This is a genomic window from Aeriscardovia aeriphila (genome assembly GCF_002259595.1).
Taxonomy (GTDB): domain Bacteria; phylum Actinomycetota; class Actinomycetes; order Actinomycetales; family Bifidobacteriaceae; genus Aeriscardovia; species Aeriscardovia aeriphila.
This window is the reverse complement of sequence record NZ_MWWU01000002.1, coordinates 110,265-131,299: the sequence shown is the minus strand read 5'-3', so window position 1 is coordinate 131,299 and position 21,035 is coordinate 110,265. Positions and strand designations below refer to the sequence as shown.

General features: G+C 57.0%; 14 protein-coding genes. 5 read left to right on the top strand and 9 right to left on the bottom strand.

Going from position 1 to position 21,035, the window contains the following annotated elements; all coding sequences use genetic code 11:
• Positions 1-34: 34 nt before the first annotated feature.
• The 7 genes from AEAE_RS06815 to AEAE_RS01575 all read right to left on the bottom strand — a co-directional run bounded on the left by AEAE_RS06815 (position 35) and on the right by AEAE_RS01575 (position 11,501).
• Positions 35-1,336: a DUF4190 domain-containing protein gene (locus tag AEAE_RS06815; RefSeq protein WP_179373189.1), complete on the bottom strand. Its 1,302-nt coding sequence runs from the start codon at positions 1,334-1,336 to the stop codon at positions 35-37.
• Between the two features lie 201 nt (positions 1,337-1,537).
• Entirely contained in the window at positions 1,538-4,156 is a 2,619-nt protein-coding gene (gene pheT / locus AEAE_RS01600) for a phenylalanine--tRNA ligase subunit beta (RefSeq protein ID WP_094689427.1), read from the bottom strand.
• 3 nt (positions 4,157-4,159) lie between these two features.
• The gene (pheS, locus tag AEAE_RS01595) at positions 4,160-5,227 is read right to left on the bottom strand and encodes a phenylalanine--tRNA ligase subunit alpha (protein WP_094689426.1); all 1,068 of its coding nucleotides are present in this window, start codon (positions 5,225-5,227) and stop codon (positions 4,160-4,162) included.
• Between the two features lie 140 nt (positions 5,228-5,367).
• The gene (locus AEAE_RS01590; RefSeq protein ID WP_244569582.1) at positions 5,368-6,270 is read right to left on the bottom strand and encodes a TrmH family RNA methyltransferase; all 903 of its coding nucleotides are present in this window, start codon (positions 6,268-6,270) and stop codon (positions 5,368-5,370) included.
• A gap of 90 nt (positions 6,271-6,360) precedes the next feature.
• Positions 6,361-8,904, bottom strand: a complete 2,544-nt coding sequence (locus AEAE_RS01585; RefSeq protein ID WP_244569581.1) for an ATP-binding cassette domain-containing protein — start codon at positions 8,902-8,904, stop codon at positions 6,361-6,363.
• Positions 8,905-9,007: 103 nt separating this feature from the next.
• The gene (locus AEAE_RS01580; protein ID WP_244569630.1) at positions 9,008-9,565 is read right to left on the bottom strand and encodes an ECF transporter S component; all 558 of its coding nucleotides are present in this window, start codon (positions 9,563-9,565) and stop codon (positions 9,008-9,010) included.
• Between the two features lie 565 nt (positions 9,566-10,130).
• Entirely contained in the window at positions 10,131-11,501 is a 1,371-nt protein-coding gene (locus AEAE_RS01575) for a dipeptidase (RefSeq protein ID WP_094689422.1), read from the bottom strand.
• Positions 11,502-11,608: 107 nt separating this feature from the next.
• On the opposite strand from AEAE_RS01575, the gene AEAE_RS01570 reads away from it, so the two are divergent.
• The 4 genes from AEAE_RS01570 to glnA all read left to right on the top strand — a co-directional run bounded on the left by AEAE_RS01570 (position 11,609) and on the right by glnA (position 16,685).
• Positions 11,609-12,220, top strand: coding sequence for a DUF3043 domain-containing protein (locus tag AEAE_RS01570; RefSeq protein WP_094689421.1), 612 nt, complete (start codon positions 11,609-11,611; stop codon positions 12,218-12,220).
• 229 nt (positions 12,221-12,449) lie between these two features.
• Positions 12,450-14,036: an FAD-dependent oxidoreductase gene (locus AEAE_RS01565; protein WP_094689420.1), complete on the top strand. Its 1,587-nt coding sequence runs from the start codon at positions 12,450-12,452 to the stop codon at positions 14,034-14,036.
• A gap of 126 nt (positions 14,037-14,162) precedes the next feature.
• Complete coding sequence (locus AEAE_RS01560; protein WP_094689419.1) at positions 14,163-14,888, top strand: DUF4191 family protein; 726 nt, start codon at positions 14,163-14,165, stop codon at positions 14,886-14,888.
• Positions 14,889-15,242: 354 nt separating this feature from the next.
• Positions 15,243-16,685, top strand: a complete 1,443-nt coding sequence (gene glnA / locus AEAE_RS01555; protein WP_244569580.1) for a type I glutamate--ammonia ligase — start codon at positions 15,243-15,245, stop codon at positions 16,683-16,685.
• Between the two features lie 230 nt (positions 16,686-16,915).
• Here the strand turns inward: glnA and AEAE_RS01550 are convergent, their stop codons facing one another.
• Positions 16,916-18,544: an ATP-binding cassette domain-containing protein gene (locus AEAE_RS01550; RefSeq protein ID WP_094689417.1), complete on the bottom strand. Its 1,629-nt coding sequence runs from the start codon at positions 18,542-18,544 to the stop codon at positions 16,916-16,918.
• A 238-nt stretch (positions 18,545-18,782) separates the two neighbouring features.
• Here AEAE_RS01550 and AEAE_RS01545 point away from each other — a divergent pair, with 238 nt between their 5' ends.
• Positions 18,783-19,793, top strand: coding sequence for a linear amide C-N hydrolase (locus tag AEAE_RS01545; RefSeq protein ID WP_094689416.1), 1,011 nt, complete (start codon positions 18,783-18,785; stop codon positions 19,791-19,793).
• Between the two features lie 53 nt (positions 19,794-19,846).
• Here the strand turns inward: AEAE_RS01545 and AEAE_RS01540 are convergent, their stop codons facing one another.
• Positions 19,847-21,028, bottom strand: a complete 1,182-nt coding sequence (locus AEAE_RS01540; RefSeq protein WP_244569629.1) for a P-loop NTPase — start codon at positions 21,026-21,028, stop codon at positions 19,847-19,849.
• Positions 21,029-21,035 lie beyond the last annotated feature (7 nt).

Here is a 21,035-nt window from a genome sequence, read left to right as displayed (position 1 = left end):
TACAAAAAGAGGCCCACGAGGGGCCTCCAACTTGTCAGACGGTTAGGAAACTGGCTGTTTGTGCGCCATTAGCGACAGCACCGAGCAGCGAACTCAGCCCGGGGATCGGAACGCCGAAAGTGACGAGCAGCATGACGATCAAGCCGATCACCGACAAGACGATGGCAGCGATAGCCAAGCCGCGGCCCTTCATGTGAAGAACCTTGTCACGGCGAGCAGCCATGATGGCCAGCGGCAAGCTCAGGAATGCGAAGTAGGTGTAGAAGCTCAGGATGAAAGCGATGATGCTCCACATATCCCAGCGGCCATACACCGGGTTCTGGTTCGGGTCATCAGGGTTGAACGGGCGCAGGAACTGGTCGTAGGCGACGGGCTGCGGCCTGCCGTTGGGGCCAGGCTGACCTTGAGGACCTTGAGGACCAGCTTGCGGACCTTGAGGACCCTGTGGGCCCGGCTGACCCTGTGGGCCAGGCTGACCGTATGCGCGAGGTGGGAACTGGCCGGGGCCAAAAGTGCCTGGCTGTGGGCCAAAGCCATCCTGCGGCTCATAAGGGTTGAAACCGAACGGGCCGTTTTGTGGAACATGCTGGTTACGAGCACCACTGTTCTGTGGCTGATCCTGGTTGCCTGGCTGGTTCGGCTGGCCCTGTGGACCCTGAGGGCCTTGCGGACCTTGCGCTTGCGGGCCACGAGGACCTTGTAGACCCTGAGGGCCCTGCGGGCCAGCTTGAGGGCCGTAAGGGTTCGGGCCAAATTGTGGACCATAAGGGTTGGGACCATAGTTGTTCGGGCCGTAACCAAACTGAGCGTTTGGGCCATAATTGTTCGAGCCGAAACCTTGAGGACCGTAACCATTGCCGTTCTGGTTCATATCCGGACGGTTGCCATTAAAACCGAAGAAATTCTGCTGCTGGGGGCGATTATTGTTCTGAGGCTGTGGTTGAGGCTCAGGAGCGCCGAAAATATACGGATTGTAATTCGGGCCATACTGCGCGCTCATCTGACCATAGGACGGCTCTTGCGTTTCCAAGCGGCCCAAGTCCACGCGCTCGTCCTGCTGCTCGGCATTGTGCTCAGCATTGTGCTCGGCCTGATGAGGCTCGCTGGCAGCAGAATTCTGAGGCACGGCCGCCTGAGGGGCGTCATCGTGGGTAGCAGCCGGCGCAGAATTTTCCGCCTGTTGAACGCCACTCTGCTCAGCACCCGTCTGCTCAGCACCCGTCTGCTCAGCACCCGTCTGCTCAGCACCCGTCTGCTCAGCATTGTTGAGCTCAGTATTACGAGGAGTTTCTCCCGAATCACCCTTCACTGGGTTGAGATTCTCATTATCCGACATAGCTCCCCTTTCCGCTTCGCTCAGAATTCACTTCTGACACTAAGAGCCAACCCTTACAAAATACCAGTATCCTATGAAACTTCGCTGGATGCTTGCTGATAAAAAACCGCCCGTTTACTGAGCATGCTGATAATCTCCCCAGATTACCAGTGCTGAGCAAACGGGCGTATAAACCTACCAGCGAAGCTGCTCAATCGCGCATCAGACGCGCAGAACGGCGTTGAGGTCCTTCTCGCATTCAGCGACGATAGCAGCGCGAATCTCCTTCGCCTGGGCTGCGGTGAGAGTCTGAGAATCAGAACGGTACACCACCGAGAAGGCTAAGGACTTCTTGCCTTCACCCAAGTCAGAGCCACGGTACACGTCGAAGAGCTCGACAGACTCCAGAGACTCACCACCACCACGACGAATGGCGTCAATCAGCTGCTGAGCGCTCACCTTCTCCTCCACCATGAAGGCCAGATCCTCACGAACTGGCGGGAAGGTGGAAATCGGCTTGGCCTGCAGTGGCTGCAGCGACAAGGTGTCGAACAGCGCCGTCAAGTCGAGGTTGAAGGCAGCGGAGTGCTCCGGCAAGCCCAAAGTCTTGTTCACTTCAGGGTGGAGCTCACCGGCAACACCCAGGTAAACACCGTTGAAGCTCACCACTGCAGTACGGCCTGGATGCCAGGTGCCCGCATTGAAATCAGATGGCAAGTTCGTCGCCTCATCAAGGCTTGCCATGCTCAGTTCAGCACCGATACGCTCGCCCACACGACGAGCCAGAGCAACAGCATCCGACCAGTCGATAGCGCGAGAATCCTTCCACCAGCCGGGGGCAACAGCCTCACCAGTCAGCACAGCAGCAACCTGCAACGGCTGAGCAGGAAGGCCAGCTTCCAAAGCCTTGAGCTGGTCCTCGCTTGGCTTGACCGAACCAGGCAGAGCAGGAATGGCAGGAGCGTTAGGATCCTGACGGTACACGTGACCAATCTCATAAATCTGGACGTTACGCATGCCACGACGAAGATTGCGCTGAGCAGTGCGAGCCAAAGTATAGAGAAGGTTCGTACGCATGAACGGACGATCTCCAGCCAGAGGGTTACGCACCTCAACCGACTCACCCTTCACCTGCTCGGCGTTGAGAGCGAACTCCTCAAAGTCCTTCTCACCGACGAACGGGTAGCTGAGCGTCTCCACCAAACCAGCTTCAGCAAGCGTTGCAGCGACCTTACGCTGACGAGCCTGGAATGGCGTCAAACCAGGGTTCACCACAGGAACCGACGGAATACGAGTCGGAATCTTGTCATAACCAACCAGGCGAGCTACTTCCTCCACCAGGTCAGGAGCGATGGTGAGGTCTGGACGCCATGTAGGAGGAGTGACGATGAAGGTGCCATTGCCACCGCCGGCAACCGTGCAACCGATATCCTCCAAAATGGCGGCAATATCCTCAGTAGAGGTATCGAGATTAGCAAGGCGCTTCACCTCGCTCACCTTGAAGGCGATCGGCTGCGGTTCCTTCGTAGTGTTGAGGTCCGTTGGATTATCAGAAGCAACGCCCTGGCCATAGCGAGTCAAAAGGTGAATAGCATCCTGAGCTGCAGCTGGCTGCATCGCATAATCCACACCGCGCTCGAAACGATGCGAAGCGTCGGTAGGAAGCTTGTGGCGACGAGCAGTACGAGCTATGGAAACCGTATCGAAATGAGCCGACTCCACCAAAATATTCTTGGTGTCAGCAGTGATTTCGCCATACTGGCCGCCCATCACACCGGCAAGGCCAAGAATACGCGAGGAACGCTCACCATTCGGAGAATCAGTGATGACGAGGTCTTCCACGCTCAACACATGCTCCTCACCATCCAAAGTGACGAGCTTCTCGCCCTCATGAGCACGGCGAACCACGATCGGTGGGACGAGCTTATCCAAGTCGTAAGCGTGCAAAGGCTGACCCAAGTCGAGCATGACGTAGTTGGTGACGTCCACAGCCAAAGTGTGAGGGCGAACACCGGCGCGAATCAGGCGGCGACGCATCCAGTTTGGCGTCTTTGCATTCGGGTCGAAACCGCGCACTGCGCGCAGGTAGTAGCGGTCGCAACCCACCACACCGTGGATAGGGTTGTCATCCTCGATGGCAGCTTCAACATCACCCTGGTGTCCTGCCTCAACCTGAGGAGCCTGAGCGGCAAGCTCAGGAATAGGGTCGGTGAAAGGCTCGCCGGTGGAGTGGTGATATTCGCGCGCAACACCGCGGTAGCTGAAGGCGTAGCCGCGATCTGGCGTGATGTTAATCTCAAGCGTTGGAATGTTGAGGTGAAGCAAGCTCAGCGCATCATCGCCAGGCTTGATATTCTTCAACTCCTCCTGAGAGAAGCCCTCTTCGCGCAGCAAGATAATGCCGTGATGGTCATCGCCCATGCCCAGCTCGCGGGCGGAGCAGCACATACCCTCCGACTTGTGGCCGTAGGTTTTGCGCACAGAAATGGCGAAGTCACCAGGAAGAACGGCACCAGGAAGAGCGACCACCACCAGGGCGTCCTTCTCCACATTCGGAGCGCCGCAAATGATGCCGCGCAGACGAGTGGTACCGTCCTCTTCCTTCACGTTGTGCTCTTCACCGCAATCGACCTGGCACCAGGACACCGTCTTGCCGTTCTTCTGCGGCTCCTTGACGAAGTCAACGATGCGGCCAACCACCACAGGCCCGGTCACGGAAGAGCGGTGAATGGTTTCGGTTTCCAGACCGATACGAACGAGGTCTTGGCTCAGCTGCTCGACGGTGAGGTCTGCAGGAACGTCAACATGCTCTTTGAGCCAGTCAATATCAACGATTGGCATTACTCACTCTCCCATCGCGAACTGCTTGCTGAAGCGAATATCGCCTTCAACCAAGTCGTGCATATCGTTAATGTCGTGGCGCAGCAGCAAAGCGCGCTCGATGCCCACGCCGAAAGCGAAACCGGTGTACACGTCAGGGTCCAAACCGGCCGAACGCAGAACATTCGGGTGGACCATACCGCAACCACCCCATTCGATCCAGCCTGGGCCGCCCTTCTTATCGGGGAACCACAAATCCATCTCAGCAGATGGCTCAGTGAACGGGAAGTAGGACGGACGCAAGCGAGTCTTGGCCTCCGGGCCGAACATGGCAACTGCCAAAGCGTCCAAAGTGCCCTTCAAGTCGGACATGGTCAGGCCCTTATCCACGGCGAGAGCCTCGCACTGGTGGAACACAGGAGTGTGGGTAGCGTCGAGCTCGTCGGTACGGAAAACGCGGCCCGTGCAGGCCATGTACAACGGCACACCACGCTGGATGAGGCCACGAACCTGGTCGGAAGAGGTTTGGGTGCGAAGAACCATGTTCGAACCGACAAAGCCAGCAGCGTCGCGAGCCTTATCACCCTTGACGTAGAAAGTGTCCTGCATTTGACGAGCAGGATGGTCAGGGCCAAAGTTCAAAGCGTCGAAATCGTACCACTCCGAATCAATTTCTGGGCCTTCAGAAATCTGCCACCCCATGGAAACGAAGAAGTCTTGAATATCTTCAGTCAGCGCTGCCAAAGGATGACGCGCACCGAGAGGATGACGCTCAACAGGAAGGGTAACGTCAACCTTCTCTGCAGCGAGCTTGGCTTCTTCCTCTGCTTTCTTAACGGCAGCCTCACGAGCACCGAAAGCGCGACCAAATTCTGCACGCAACTGGCCAAGCAGCTGTCCGGCTTCCTTCTTCTGGTCATTAGGCAGTTTGCCGATTGCCTGGGAAGCGCGAGCGAGAACGGAATTCTTACCCACATACTCGTCACGCAGTTGGCGTAAGGCGCTCGACGACTGGGCGTCTTCAATTGCCTGGACAGCTTCGGCGATCTGGGCGGTAACCCGCTCCTTGTCGAATTCAGCTTCGTTAGTCACGAAGGCCCCTTTTCCTCATCGCAGTTTCAAGTTTCAGATTTTCATTGCTCTTCCTCGCACGCTGAACATGCGGGCTGAGAGCTATTCCTTGTTTATTCTTTCAACGTAGCCCGACACCGACGCAGACAGGCGAGGCGGGATCAGCCTTGGTGTTGAGCCATGGCGATGGAATACATCATCACCGCTCCGCTCATCGCCAAATTCAGCGACTCAGCGGAACCATACAACGGAATCATCACCGCTCTTCCGGCACGCTCCACAATCTCGGTTGGCAGGCCGCGAGCCTCGTTGCCAAACAGCATGATCGGTGTTGCAGCCGGCTTGACGAGCCCAGAATTGCGATCGGCCAGCACAGTCACCAAGTCGTAAGGCGCGTGCTCTTGCGTACCATGAATATCCGCCGCCCATATTGGCAGGCTATGTTTCTCAGCCCAAGCGAAGAACTCTTCCGTGCTGGCTTGAATAACCGGAATGTGGAAGAGCGAGCCAGCGGAACTGCGCACCACTTTCGGGTTGAGCGGGTGGGCGGAGTCGTCGACGAGAATGATGGCCCTGCATCCGCTCGCGTCGGCGGTACGAATCAGCGTGCCCTCATTTCCTGGGTCTCTGGCCTGCCAGCAGGCGACAATCAGGTCCGTCTGCGGCTGGTAGTTTTTCTCGGGATTGTCACTACTCGTACTGCCAATCTCGGAAAATTCAGTGTTCAGCGGGTTGAGGTCAATATCGTCCAGAGTGCGGATCAAACCTTCAGAGCTCACTACGGCTGCAATAGACTGCGCGTCCGGGCTGATCGCTTCCATCACCTTGGTCGACACGTGGTGCAGGTAGATCGGGTTGGCCGCTTCGAGAGCCGAGGAAATAATGTCATCATGCGGGTTGTGCGAGGTATCAATGTAGACGTCGTGCACACGTTCAGGCATATACGCCACCGCCTCGCGCACTGCTTGCGGGCCTTCGACGAGGAAGAGACCCAAGCGGCGGCGAACAGAAGCTTGGCGTAAACTGGCCACTCGCTTGACGCGGTCGGCTTTCGGATTGTCCATAAACTGCTGGCTAAAAGGCATAACTTCAAGGGTATCTGGTGAAGTGGATTGCCAGCGCGCCTTCCCAGGGCCTTGCCAGAAAGCTTCCCGCTAAGCGTTTCCGAAGAAGGCGAAAGTGCCAGCAAACACGGCGGCGAGCAAAGAGGCGAGAGGAATGAAGAGGCTTATGGCAAGCATCACCCCATCAAGGCCTGTGACACGAGAAATACGCGCATGCGTGCGCTTTGTCGTACCACCGAAACCGCGCGCTTGCATGGCAACAGCGAGGGTGGTCGAGCGACGAATGGAGAGGACGAGCAGGGCGAAGCATTGCGGCAAGAAGCGTTTGACGGCAGACTGGTCGGCCAAACCTCGCGAGCGGCGAGAGAGGCTGAGCGCAGCCCAGTCGTCGGAGATCACGGAGAAGAGGCGCATTCCTGCTAATCCGGAGTAAACGAAACGGTCGGAGAAGTGCAGCTGTTGACTCAAACTATCGGCTAAATCAGTCGCATCGATGCCGGCGATCAGCACAATAGCGGGCATACCGATGGCGAAAATCCTCAAAAAAGTGGCAAACGCGAGCCACAGCGACTGCTGCGATACGATGGCCGGCCCCCACTGCCACAGCACCTGGCCACCGACTTTGCCGTAGAGAATCACGGAAACCAAAGCGCTCGGCGAGGCGAGGAAGAGAGGCCAAATGCGCTTGATAATCTCCCACGGGCGGTAGCCGATCACCAGGAATGCGATGAGCTCAGCGAGGGTGGCGATACCAGCGGACACCGGGTCGAGGGAGAGCACAAGCGGGATGCTCGCGAGCATGGCGGCAATGAAGCGGAAAGCCGGGTTGCGTGCGGCAAGCACCGGGCTGGGGCTCGTTGGCTTGCGCTTTTCGACTCGCTCTTCGACGGCAGTCACAGAGATTTCGGCGACCGGCTTAGCGATAGTCGCGCGCTGGGCTGGCTCGACTGGCTGCGCGGGCTGGGCTTGTTGCGCGGGCTGGGAAGGCTCGGCTGGCTGCGTCCCCTCCACCGCCAAACGCACCACGCGGGCGTTCAGCTGCTCGACAAGGTCCTCATCATGCGTGACCACCACAATGGCAATGCCATCGTGCGCCAGGTCACGAATCATCGCCACCATATGCGCCCACGTGCGTTTATCCTGGCCGAAAGTCGGCTCATCCAAAATCAGCACGCGCGGAGCGGCAGCGAGTGACGAAACCACAGAAAGGCGGCGCTTTTCGCCGCCGGAAAGCGTATACGGATTCGCATTTTTATACGCTGATAATCCGAAGCGTTCCAACAGTTGTTCGGCGCGGGCACGAGCCTGTTCCTCGCTCATTCCGATTCGCAGCGGGCCGAGTTGCGCCTCGCGCAGCACCGAGTTGGTGGCGAACTGATGCTCAGGATTTTGGAAAACGTAGGAAATTCTGGCGGCCAGTTGCGTCGAGCTCCACTCTTGCGGGCAGCTTGAGTTCGGCACAAGATTGCCACTCTTCTTGCTCTTCACCTGCGCAATTCTGAGTTCTTCGCTGGCCTGCACCTGGCCAGCCAGTGGTTTGAGCAGGCCTGCCAAAGTGAGTGCGAGCGTGGATTTTCCCACGCCGTTCTCCCCTACTAGCGCGGTAACTTCGCCCGGGTAAATGCGCAGATTGATGTGGGAAGCGTACACTTCCTCGCCGCGGCCAATGGACAGGTCGTGCGTTTGCAGGATGGCGTGAGGTTGTGCGGCTGCACGGGTAACGAGAGTGTGGCTCGTAGCCGAACTGAGCGAAGGCGCCTGTGGCACGTCTGCCGAGCGCACCGGCAAAGTGGCAGAAGTGGCATCAGTTGGCGAAGCCAGTAAAGCTGCAGAAGAAGCCGCAAATTGTTGGGGAACCCAAATACCACAGGCATCCCAGTCGATATCCGTGCGGGAGAACACGGCAGAAGGCGTTCCATCAGCGAGAATGCAGGTGTCGCCTTCCTCATTGCGCGCCACGATCACTACGCGGTCGAGCATATCCATCCACGGGTCTGCACGGTGTTCCACCAAAACCATGGTCGCACCACTCGCTTCAACACTGTGGTGAACTGCTTTCACCACCTGTTGCACACCGGAAGGGTCCAAATTAGCAGTCGGCTCGTCAAGCAGTAAAACGCTGGGCTGCATGGCGAGCGCTCCGGCGAGTGCAGCGCGTTGCATCTGGCCACCGGAAAGGTGCAAAATCGAGCGGTCGTGTTCCACTGAGCTCATACCCACTTCGGCGAGGCTGTGGTCCACGCGCTTCCAAATTTCTTCGCGCTCTACACCCAAGTTTTCTGGGCCAAAGGCGACGTTATCGGCGAGGCGGTCAAAAACAGCTTGAGCATCCGGGTCCTGCAAAATAAGGCCAACTGTGCCCACCGCCTGACGGGCAGGAAGCTGACCAATGCGAATCTCACCCTGGGAGATTCCACCATCCTCATCCTCTCCTGCTTGTGAGGAGCCGACGAGGCCAGCCATACCAGCCATCAGCGTGGATTTTCCTGCTCCTGATGCTCCCAGCAACAGCACGCGCTGACCAGCTTCAATATGTAAAGAAAAATTATGCACAGAGAAGGTGCTACGAGAAGCATAGCGATAGCTCCACTGCGAAAATGTAATCGACTGAGCGTGTGGGGTTGAATCAACCATGCTCTCTTTCACCTCTCTGTGCATAACAGCTCGGAAAAGTCAGAGCAACAGCGCCTGAGCACAGTAAGCCAGGCGATGAAGCGCCCTGATAATCTCAAGAAACTCAGGCCTTGTGGACCTCACGGCCAGAAGCGAACTGGTCGAGAGCACCGGTGCGACCCAAGCCTCGAGCCAAGTACCACATGGCGATGCCGGAGAGCAGTGCGCCAGAGATCAGCGTGGTGACGAGATTTGCCAAGCCGTACGAGCCGTTCCAATTGATGGCCTGAAGGTGGGTGAAGAAGCTATAGCCCCAGCAGCCCAAGCCAGCCAGAGTGCCAGAAAGCGTGGTAACAGCGAGGTTCCACACCTTATAAGCGAAGAAGAGGAAGGCGAGCTCAGCGAAGAGGCCTTGAATGAAGCCAATGTAGAGAGTTTCGATACCCCACTGGTTGCCCATCAAAGCTTCGAGAACAGAAGCGACGATTTCGGCGTAAATTGCTGCACCGGGCTTGCGCACGATGATCAGCGCGAGAGGGCCAGCGAACAGCCACAAACCGTTGAGTAGGCCAGACAAGCCGGGCAGTGCGCCTTCCAGAGGGCCGCCCAAGAAGTCATAAACGAAAACAGCTGCCCAGAAGATGAATGCGGAAACGACGCCGACCACCGATGCTACGGCGATGTCGACAACGCGCCAGCGAAGAGAACGTGGAGTGCTGACAGCGGTTGCTGCGGACGATGCGGATGCAGAAGTTGCAGATTCTTGTGTTGTACTCACTTTGTGCCTTTCGATAAAATCCATGGAATCAAAAGGCGAAAGAGCTTCTGCGCTCTCATGCCCGTTCAACCCCGTGGTTAGTCCGGGCACGGGATTGACGGTCCGTCTCGGTATTACCCGTTACGTTCTATCGGTTGGGCTCCAGGCCCTTCTCAGATTCCCGAACCTCACCACGCCTTGCTACCGCATGCCTCGTCGCTTTATGCGACGCCGACAGCTGGTTGTACATGGCATGAGGAACGAAACCTCCCGTGTCACCTCGAAGCCTACACAATGAGATTGACAGAACAAAAGATTGCCATCACGCAAGATTGCCACAACGCAAAAGGCGGTACGACGAGCCGCCGTACCGCCTGAGCATGCGCACCTGCATATACTCGCTCGCTCATCACACAGCGGTGATGTCATGCGGGCGTACACCAATGCGCAGTGATAATCTCAAGCCATTATGGCAAGAGAGGAGTTGAGCCTAGTTGCGAGCCAAAGCCTGCAAGAAGAGAGCCTCCGTTAAGATGTTCTTCTTCAAACCAGACAGGGAGATGGACTCGTTCGGGCTATGAGCGTTACTCATCGGGTCCTCCGGGCCAGTCACCAAAACCTTGGTCTGCGGGTACAGCTTCTGAAGCTCAGGAATGAACGGGATGGAGCCACCCTCACCCTTGTTAATCGGGTCTGTGCCGAAAGCCACACGCATAGCCTCTTCCGCATCCTGAACAACATCCGTGCTCATATCCATAGCCCAACCCGAACCTGCAGCAACCTGCTTGACGCTCACCTGCGCGCCAAATGGAGCGTGAGAAACCAGGAAATCAGTCAAAGCATCGAGAGCCTTCTGAGGGTTCTGGCTTGGAGCAACGCGCATCGACAGGCGGAAACGAGCGGTCTCAGCAATCACGTTGAAGGAGCCCTCCACCGGGTGAGCATCAAAACCGATCACAGAAATCGACGGCTTAACCCACAAGCGAGAAGCCAAAGAGCCTTCGCCAGCGAAAGTGTAGGAGTCAACAACAGAAGAGTCATGACGGAAAGTCTTCTCGTCGAGGTCGCGCTGAAGGCCACCCACAACCTCCTGACTCTTGACACCAGGAACGACAACATTGCCCTTCTCGTCATACATGCTCGAAATCAGCAGAGCTGCCGTGGTGTTCGCATCGAGAATGGGGCCGCCGTACTGGCCAGAGTGCACTGGATGGTTGAGAACGCGAACCGTCACATCGCATTCCGCTTCACCACGAAGAGAGGTGGTCAGCGATGGGATTTCAGCAGAATAGTTACCCGAATCGGCCACGATGATGACGTCGGCGGCGAAATCATCCTTATGCGCGGTGATGAATGGGATGAAGGATTCCGAACCCATTTCCTCTTCACCCTCGAAGAACACCTTGATGTTGACGCCCAGCTCATCAGCCAAAGCGCCGATTGCACCGCGGTGAATGGCTAAGCCACCACCATCATCCGAAGAGCCGCGACCATAGAGGCGGTCGCCCTTCACCGTTGCCTTCCACGGGTCTGTATCCCACACGGAAGGGTCAGGAACAGGCTGAACATCGTGGTGAGCGTACAGCAAAACGGTAGGAGCATCGTCAGAAACATGCTTTTCACCGATCACTTCGAAAGCACCAGGAGTGCCATCCGGGTTGGTGGACTGCTCCACATGAGCATCCACACCCACCTCGCGCATCATGGAGGCAACAAACTCAGCAGAGCGACGCATATGCTCTGCAGTAATGCCCTTCGCGGAAACAGAACCAATGGCAATCTTTTCGCTCAACATATCCAGAACAGCTTGCCATTCCTCATCCACACGAGCTTTCAGTTGTTCGACGTTTTCTAACTGCATCGAAGCTCTCCTCCTTCGTTGCTGCGTTCTTGTTATGACTCAAAGGCGCGGAATTACACCAGTTACACCTGCCGCTGGGTCAATACCCGACCGTATCATCATGACATATGACATGGAATCCGTTTAAGAGCAAAAAGGCCGAAGCCGAGCAGCCACAGGCGTCTGCCAAGCAAGGCGGCAAGGGCAGGCCAACTCCGAGCCGTAAGCAGGCTCAGGCCAAGGAATATCGCCCTCTCGTTCCTACCAACGAAGAGCGTAAAGCTCGCTATAAGGAAGAGAAGAAGAGGCTTCGCGCCCGTCAGGATCGTCAATATGAAGCCATGGAGCAAGGCGACCTGCGCAATATGCCTCGCGCCGAGCAGCTTCCTATTCGCGTGTACGTGCGCGATTACGTTGACGCTCGCCGCAACTTGGCCGAATGGTTCCTGCCGGTGAGCTTGGTGTGCATCGTCCTCGCCTTCATTTTCGGCATGCTTCCTCAGCTGGCCATTCTCTCCTTCGTCGTGGTTGTTCTCATGTACGTGTACATGCTCGCCGCCATCGTCGATATGTTCGTCATGTGGTTGCACGGTTTGAAGCCACAGCTCGTCGCCAAGTTTGGCACAGATAAGATCAAGGCCGCTCGTTGCGCTTCCTACGCGGTGACGCGAGCCATGAATGTGCGCCGTTGGCGTATTCCTAAGCCACGCTCTGCCAAGCGCGGCGAATGGCCGCGCTGATAAGCGCAGCTCGGGATGGAAGTCAGCTTGCGAGGTGAAATGAGCGGGCTGATAATCTCAAGCAATGACAAGTAAACTACACAAAGTTCGCAGAGTGCTGAGCTCAGAGAGGAACCCAGCACTTTTTGTATAATGAACGGTGATTAAGCACACAACTGCGCCCGCATGCTCCAGCAATTTTCTCGAAGCCCAAGCTGAGCCTGCGGCCACAGCGTATGGAGGAGGCTTCATGCTCGTAGACCATGTCAGCGAAAATCAGCATTTCGATGTTGCCATCATTGGTGCTGGTACCGGCGGTTACTCTGCGGCACTGCGCCTGGCGGAGCTCGGAAAATCTGTCGTTCTCATCGAAGAGGACGCTCGCCCTGGTGGCGTATGCCTGCACGAGGGTTGCATTCCGAGCAAGGCGTTGCTGCGCGCCGCAGAAGTGCGCCATTTAGCCGATAATGCTGCAGCGATGGGCATGGATTACGAGCTGAAATCCTTCGACTTTGGCCGTCTGGTCAGCTATAAGGAAGCCACAATTGAACAGATGACTTCCGGCTTGGAACAGCTGTTGCATGCGCGCAAGGTCACGTTTGTGCAAGCCTGGGCGGAGGTGACGCAGCCGCATCAGCTCACCTTGCATTTGCCGCAAAGCCAAAGCGAGAGTGAGGGGCAGGTTGACGGCGAGGCTAGCGGCCAGACTGCCGACCAAGGCCAAGCTGAGGATGACGGTCAAGCTAACCCCATCCTTCACTTGCACGCTACCGACATCATCATCGCCACCGGCTCACACCCGCGCGAACTCGACGGCGTTCCGATTTCACACAAGGCCATCCTCGACTCGACCGACGCGATGAACCTGCAGCAGATCCCTCACTCCGTCGTCATTTTGGGCTCTGGCCCGATCGGCCTGGAATTTGCCACCTTGTGGAGCTCGCAAGGCGCAGACGTCACCATTTTGGCGACCTCGCCACGCATCTTCCCTCGCGGTTCGCGCCGCATTTCCGCCCTCATGGCTCGCGAAATGAAGCGCCGCGGAATCCACATTCACACAAGCGTCGACCTGCACTCCCTCACGGAAGGTGACAACCAGTCGGTCACCGTGCGCTACAGCTCCCCTGACTCGACCACGCACACTCCGATCCCTCCGACGGCGAAAGCTCCGGAAGGCGGCGAGCAGACGGTCACTCTTACCGCTCAGTTTGCGCTGGTGGCAAAGGGGCGCGTGCCGAACACTGCACAGCCTTGGATGAGCAAGCTCGGTGTTAATCTCGATGCCCGAGGTTTAGTGGTCACCGACCCTTACGGGCGCACCTCGGTGGAGCACGTCTGGGCTGTGGGCGACATCACGCCAGGTAAGCAGCTCGCCCATCGCGCTTTTGCCCAGGGAATCTGCGTTGCTGAAACGATTTGCGGGCTGGATAGCGAGCCAGTGGACGACCACAACGTCCCTTCCGTCACCTTCTCTCAGCCTGAGATTGCGCAGGTTGGCTACTCGGGCGAAGAGGCGAAGGCCAATCCTCAGTTCTCCGAAATTCAGGAGACGAGCCTTCCGATGATGGGTAACGCTCGCGTTTTCATGAGCCAGACTGCCGGCACGATCACCGTGGTCAGCGGCATTCGCGAACAAGAGCCTGGCAAACGCGTCGTGTTGGGCGTTGAGATGGTCGGTCCGCACGTCACTGAGCTGGTCGCTGAGGCTGAGCAGCTGGTGGGTAACCACGTTGGCGTGCACGAGGCTTCGGCTTTGATCCACCCTCACCCCACTTTCTCGGAAACTTTGGGCGAAGCTTTGCTCAAGGCAGATGGCAGGCCGCTTCATAGCCGGTAAGCTCGCGGGGCTTGAGCTCGCAGAAGGGCTTGAACTCGCAAGGCTTGCTTGAGATTATCAGCCTGTTTTCTCAGTTTGCGAGTAGAATGAACACCTGATTATTGTTTCGACACGCCAGGAGGCACAATGGCACGCGACACCAAGTCGACCAAGGGTGCAAAGAAGGATCGGTTCCAGACCGCTAAGCAAGTTATCCAGGTTTACCAATTCGCATCCAAGGATCGTAAGGATCTGCCAGTGTGGCTGGTCCTCTCCGTTCTGCTGCCTGTGCTGTTGATGATCGCCTTCAACATCGCCACCCACTCGGGATGGATCTGGTGGGTCTTCTCCATGGTTCTGGCCCTCACCCTGGGCGTCATGATCGCCACCATCGTTCTGACGAGGATAGCCGACTCGGTGGGTTACGCTCGCATGGAAGGTCAGCCTGGTGCTTCTTCCGCAGTTCTGCGTTCGATTAACAAGAGCGGTTACAACTTCGATGAGGCTCCGGTGTGGTTCGACCGCAAGACCAAGGATGGCGTGTGGCAAGGCACCGGTCGTTCGGGCGTTTTCCTGATCGGCGAAGGCAATAAGCAGCGTTTGACTCGTGAAATGAACCGTTTAGAGGCCGCCATTCACCGCGTGACCCCGGGTTCGCAAATCCCTGTCTACCGTATTTTCGTGGGCAACGGCGAAGGTCAGACTCCTTTGCGTAAGCTGCGCAGCACGGTGATTAAGAAGAAGATTGTGATGAGCAAGACGGAGCTTGACCAGCTCAATGGCCGCATCACTTCCCTTCAAACTCAGCAACAGCAAATGCCTCGCTCTGTTGACCCGAAGCGTTTGAAGATCAGCCGTCGTATGATGCGCTGAACTGCCAGTAACAGCCAGTAGCAGTCAGCAACTGAAAACGTAATTTTACGAGCCCCTCCGTTAGGAGGGGCTTTTTTGTTGCCCCCCATTGCCCCAGATTACCAGTGCGGAAGCTCTCCCAGTGCGAACAGCGCGGTCCCCTGGCCCAGCCGGCTGGCCTGCGCGAATAGCCCGCACGCGAAACGACCGGCACGGGCGGAGCTGATGTGCGCTCGCTGATAATCTTGAGAAATTTTGTTCGTAACGTAAGAGAACCGAGGAATTTAGCAAACGGAAATAGAGACGTAACCAAAACGCGCGGAGCAGGAAACCTGACTTATTAGAATGAAAACGTTACCAACGAAAGGAACTGTTGTGAACGGTATCTCAACTGAGGCTGATCTGGCCCAATTCATCAAAGACAACGATATCGAATACGTGTCCGTCGGTTTCACCGATCTGTTGGGCGTTCAGCAGCACTTCAACGTGCCAAGCGAACAGATGCTCGATGAGGGCTTCACCCGTGGCATGTTCTTCGATGGTTCTTCTATCACCGGCTTCCAGAAGATCAACGATTCTGATATGAAGCTGATTCCTGACCTTGACACTGCTTACGTCGATCCGTTCCGCAAGCACAAGACGCTGAACATCTTCTTCTCCGTGGTCGACCCAGTCACCGACGCTCCTTACTCTCGCGACCCACGCCAAGTGGCAACCAAGGCAGAGGCTTACCTGCGCTCCACCGGTGTTGCTGACACGGCTTACTTCGCACCAGAAGCAGAGTTCTTCCTGTTTGACTCCGTGCGTTACGATGTTTCCGCACACCGTTCCTTCTTCGAAGTCGACTCTGCTGAAGCTTCCTGGAACTCCGGCAAGCCTTTCGACTCTGCCGATGACCCTTCTGTGCCCAACCGCGGCTACAAGCAGAAGGCTGACGGCGGCTACTTCCCCTTCGCACCGATCGATCACAACCAGGATGTGCGCGATGACATGGTTTCCAACCTCACCAAGGTGGGCTTGAAGCTCGAGCGCGCTCACCACGAGGTTGCTGACGCTCAGCAGGAGATCAACTACGAGTACAACACTCTGGCTCACGCTGCTGATGACTTGATGAAGTACAAGTATGTGGTGCGTAACACTGCTGCTGAGAACGGCAAGGTTGTCACCTTCATGCCAAAGCCAATCCCAGGTGAGAACGGCACTGGCATGCACTGCCATCAGTCCCTGTGGAAGGACGGCAAGCCGCTGTTCTACTCCGAGGAAGGTTACGCTGGCCTTTCTGACATCGCTCGCTGGTATATTGGCGGCCTGATCCACCACGCTGGTGCAGTGCTCGCCTTCACCAACCCAACGACGAACTCTTACCGTCGCTTGGTGCCAGGCTATGAGGCTCCTGTCGACTTGGTGTACTCGGCTCGTAACCGTTCTGCCGCCATCCGCATTCCTCTGGCTGGTAACTCTCCAAAGAACAAGCGTCTGGAATTCCGCGTTCCTGACCCAACCTGCAACCCATACTTGGGCTTCTCCGCTCAGTTGATGGCTGGTCTCGATGGCATTATGAACCGCATCGACCCACCAGAGCCAGTGGATAAGGACCTCTACGAGCTTCCTCCTGAGGAGCTTAAGGGCATCAAGCTCGTTCCAAGCTCGCTCTCTGAGGCTTTGGACGAGTTGGAGCGCGACCATGACTTCCTGACTCAGGGCAATGTGTTCACTCCTGACCTCATTGAAACCTGGGTGGAGATTAAGCGTGCGGAGATTGCTGAGCAGCAGCTTCTGCCAACCCCGAAAGAATACGAGACTTACTTCACTCTGTGAGTCGTGCCTGCTGGCAAGCTTGAGTTTGCTGAAAGGTGAGCTTGCTGGAGCTTGAGCTTGCTAGGGTCTCAATTTCTTGAGATTAACAGCGCGCTAGATTACCAGCGCGATTGCGGGAACCGGCCAAGCCGGTTCCCGTTTTTTGTTGCTCTCTCCGCAGCTTGCTTTTCAGGCCAGTGCTCAACTGCGTCGAAAGAACTTCTGTGGCCGCGCAGGCTCCCCCGCCCGCTTTACTGCACGTCCACTTGGCCGTCGCGAACAGTCCAGGTAGTGGTGGTGCATGCGCGCAGGAAACGATGATCGTGCGAGACGACGACAAGCGCTCCACGGTACGCCGCCAACGCCTGCTCCAACGCTTCCGTGCTGGAAATATCGAGATGATTCGTCGGCTCATCGAGCAAGATCAACTGCGGACGATCACACACTAATGCCATGCACAACAACAGTTTGCGCACTTCTCCCTGCGATGGGGTTTTGCCCGTGAGCAGCTTATCGGGGTCAGCATTGAGACTTGCCACAGCAGTAAGCACCTGGCTTTTGAGCTCAGCAGGCAAATCGAGCACTGTGCTCACGCTCTCCTGGCTTTCTTCCGCACTGATCTCCTGCGGCAAATAGTACGCAGGAATATCAGCATTCAGCGCAGCATTCATGCGTTCCAGCAGCGTGGTTTTGCCTGCACCATTGCGTCCAATGATGCCGATATGCTCCTGCGCTCCCACAGTAAGTTTCGCCTGCCCAGTAGCGGCACTCCCCTGATCAACGTCACCGAGAAAATCGCGTTCCACGCTCGCCACTACTGCGCGCGAGCTCGGCTCAATGCTGCGCATGAGCGCTTCCAACTGAGCGTCATACCGTTTCGCAGCAACACTGACCTGGCTCAGAGCCAGTTGCGCTGCCTGAAGCTTCGCATCCACCTGATGAGCTCCCGCCGACGCCCACGCATCCGCACCCATCATTTTCGCCGTTTGTAAGCGTCGGATAGCATCATGGTCATGCCGGTCAATGCGCGAACCCGAGGCCTTCACCTTCTCAATTTTCGCGACCTGCGCCTGCCGATCCCGCTTCAGGTTTTCTAAGCGCTTTACTTGAGCTTGCGCCTGGTCGAGTTTGCCGGCATTGCTCAGCTGCTGGCCGCGCAATTGAGATTGAGCCTCACTGAAATTGCACGCATAGTGGCGAATCACCGTCACATTATGCCCGGGTAGCGCACGTCCCAGCACCGCGCGCCCCTGAGAACCACGCCCCAGCGAACCCGCACCTGCTGAAACATGCTCGCGGGTCATGATCAGCGTGTTATCTGCCAGCGCATCCACAAAATCACGATCATGCGAGATGATCAGCCCCACAACATCGCGCTGCTGCTGCAAGGCAGTGATAATCTGGGCCTTCGTCTCCTCGTCAACGTGGTTCGTCGGCTCGTCGATAATCACCAGGTCGGCATTTTTCGCCAGAGTCGTGACAATCTGAAGTCGTTTCCTCTGGCCTCCCGAAAGCTCGGCCCACCGGTAAGCCCAGTCGTCGCCAATGCCCAGCAAGTCGCGTAAATTCAAGGCTGAGCGCGACCAGTCGGCACCAAATTCCTCAAGATTATCAGGGATTACCGTGTTGTTCTGCGCGCAAGTTGCACTCACGAGCTGCTCGGGCGCGGGAGAGATCGTGCCCTGCTGAGGCTTAAGCGCACCGACCAGCAGATTCATCAGCGTAGTTTTGCCCAGGCCGTTGTCGCCAACGAGTGCCGTCCAGCCGCGAGGAAGGCTGAAGGAAATATCTTCAAAAAGCGGGTCTGCGCCAGGGTAGGAAAAGCTCAAATGCGAGACGCGAAGTCCGGAAAGAGTACGAAAAACGGGAGAAATAGACATAGTAAGCTCCTTGCATGTATTTGATGGCGTGAACTACATCAGAGCCTCATGTCAGCCTTTCGACGAAGGAATACCAAACGCGAGCCGGCTACCTGTGTAGCATGGCTACCTGTGTAGCATGCAGCGGCGTCCGAGTTGAGATTAACACACCGATAGAACGAGGAAAAGAGAACGAGCCTACAAGTGAGGTGAACTGGCCAGAGAACGAGTGGCGTACAACAGCGCTAAAGTTACTTCTATGTGCACTACCTTTGTGTTTCCTACGCCTGCCGGCACCTTCGCCGGGCGCAATCTCGACCTCGACCGTCATTTTTCAGAGCGTGTTGTGCTCACCCCACGTAACCTTCCCCTCACCTTCCGCAATGGTGAGCAGCTAGCCCAGCATGAAGCGCTGCTCGGTATGGCTACAGCCGCGGGAAATACACCCCTATACGCTGAGGCGATCAACGAGGCCGGGTTGTATATGGCTGGCCTCTACTTCCCTAGTTCAGCTCACTTTGTTCCTCGCGGCAAGAGCTCGGCAAGCCTAGGGATCGCGTCTTTCGAGTTCATCACCTATGTGCTCACCCATGCGCACACCGTTGAGCAGGCTCGTACGCTGTTGGCTGACGCTTACCTCACCGATGAGGCTTTTGCGCCGGGTTTGCCTGTTGCTGACTTGCATTTCTTCCTCACCGACCTCACTGGCCAGGCCCTCGTCGCCGAGCAAACGGGTGAGCGGCTGGAGCTCAAGGATGACCCTGCGCAGGTGTTGACGAATAATCCGCCTTTGGAGTTCCAGCTGGAGCATTTGCGCTACTTCATGCATGTGAGCCCTACTGCACCTGCGAATAATTTCAGCGCTTCTGGCTCGGCATTGTCGCTGGCCCCGAACGCTCAAGGCTTTGGCCAGATTGGCATTCCGGGGGATTCCACTGCCGCTTCACGTTTCATCCGTGCCGCTTTCCACGTTCAACACGCAACTCGTCCCGACACTGTTGAGGCGAGTATCACGCAGGTTTTCCACATTTTGGATGCGGTGAGCATGGTTGCTGGTGCGACGGTGAACGGTGAAGGCCTGGCTGAGGTGACGCTCTACTCTGCGGCGCTCGACATGAGCCATTTTGCCTACTACGTCACCACGTATGATAACCGCCGCATTATGGCAGTCCACCCGTCAACTGACGCGCTGGAAGGCTCAAGCCTGATGCAAGTCGCGTTGCAGAACACACCTAATTTTGAAAAGGCTGAGTTGAGCTTGTTGGGTTAAGCGCAGCCTGACAATCTGGAGAAATACCAGCCGCAACTACCCAACCCTCAACCTTATTGAGATTGCCACAACGAGCGCGCCATGCGCACGAAACTGCGAGCAAGCTCAGTGTCAGCCAGGCTACCATCCGCAGTGAGCACCGCCGGGCGGCCCGCCTCAGCAACAGTGCGAATCTCAGTGTCCAGAGGAAGTTGGGCGAGCAGCTCGACCGGGTAGCCCACCTGCTGGGTGAGGCTTTGCGCGACGCGAGCACCACCACCCTCGCCGAAAATGCGCAACCTTTCACCGTTATGCTCATACCAAGCCATATTTTCCACCACTCCAGCCACCTTGCCAGGAAGCTGAAGGGTAGAGAGGCCAGCGCGCACAGCAATCGACGAGGCGGAAGGCTGAGGAGTCGTGACCACCAGAATGCGAGCGCTCGGCAACATCTGCGCCACCGAGATCGACATATCACCGGTGCCCGGCGGAAGGTCAAGAACCATCACCTGCGGGTTATCCCACCACACGTCGGAGAGGAACTGCTGAAGCGAACGCTGCAAACGCGGACCGCGCCACAAAATCGGCTGATCCGAGCCAGCGAACATTCCGATGCTCATGAGCTTGACTCCCCACGCATCCACCGGCATCAGCATGCCGTCGAGGTCGGTAGGCCGCGAGCGCACGCCAAAAATGCCAGGCAGAGAGAAGCCGTAAATATCCGCGTCGATGGCGGCCGTCTTGTAGCCTAAAGCCGCAAAGGTTGCCGCAAGATTAGCGGCAACGGCTGATTTACCGACGCCACCTTTACCCGAAGCCACGGCGATAATCAGAGTGTCCGGGCTGCTGCCATCCTTCGGTGCGAACGGGTTTTCACGCCTGGCTTGGCGCAGGCGCTCCACCAAACCGCTGAGCTTTTCCTTGCTCATTGCCGACACGGAGATGCGCGGAACGAGAATGGCGTCCGGGTAGGTTTGCACTGCCTGCTGCATGTCGGAAAGAATCTTCTCGGTGAGCGGGCAGCCGGAAACAGTGAGTTCGAGGCGGATTGTCACATCGTAGACGTCATCGTTGGGGCCTGCTTGAACCGGGCGGTCGAGGTCGCTATCGGCGGGGCGCAGTTGCGCGTCAATACCGGTGACCATTTGCATGTCGACAATCGAGCGGCCCAGTTCCGGGTCGATCACACCAGTGAGGCGCGCGTACACCTGCTGCTCGATGGCATAGGCTTTCGCGTCGCCTGTGGGTTCGAGGATGTGTGCA

Excerpts from the sequence above, each read along its gene's own strand:
- AEAE_RS01545 (WP_094689416.1), top strand. The coding sequence starts at position 18,783 with ATGTGCACTACCTTTGTGTTTCCTACGCCTGCCGGCACCTTCGCCGGG.
- AEAE_RS06815 (WP_179373189.1), bottom strand. The coding sequence starts at position 1,336 with ATGTCGGATAATGAGAATCTCAACCCAGTGAAGGGTGATTCGGGAGAA.
- pheT (WP_094689427.1), bottom strand. The coding sequence starts at position 4,156 with ATGCCAATCGTTGATATTGACTGGCTCAAAGAGCATGTTGACGTTCCT.
- AEAE_RS01570 (WP_094689421.1), top strand. The coding sequence starts at position 11,609 with ATGACATGGAATCCGTTTAAGAGCAAAAAGGCCGAAGCCGAGCAGCCA.
- AEAE_RS01590 (WP_244569582.1), bottom strand. The coding sequence starts at position 6,270 with ATGGACAATCCGAAAGCCGACCGCGTCAAGCGAGTGGCCAGTTTACGC.
- AEAE_RS01550 (WP_094689417.1), bottom strand. The coding sequence starts at position 18,544 with ATGTCTATTTCTCCCGTTTTTCGTACTCTTTCCGGACTTCGCGTCTCG.
- AEAE_RS01565 (WP_094689420.1), top strand. The coding sequence starts at position 12,450 with ATGCTCGTAGACCATGTCAGCGAAAATCAGCATTTCGATGTTGCCATC.
- AEAE_RS01585 (WP_244569581.1), bottom strand. The coding sequence starts at position 8,904 with ATGGTTGATTCAACCCCACACGCTCAGTCGATTACATTTTCGCAGTGG.
- AEAE_RS01575 (WP_094689422.1), bottom strand. The coding sequence starts at position 11,501 with ATGCAGTTAGAAAACGTCGAACAACTGAAAGCTCGTGTGGATGAGGAA.
- AEAE_RS01560 (WP_094689419.1), top strand. The coding sequence starts at position 14,163 with ATGGCACGCGACACCAAGTCGACCAAGGGTGCAAAGAAGGATCGGTTC.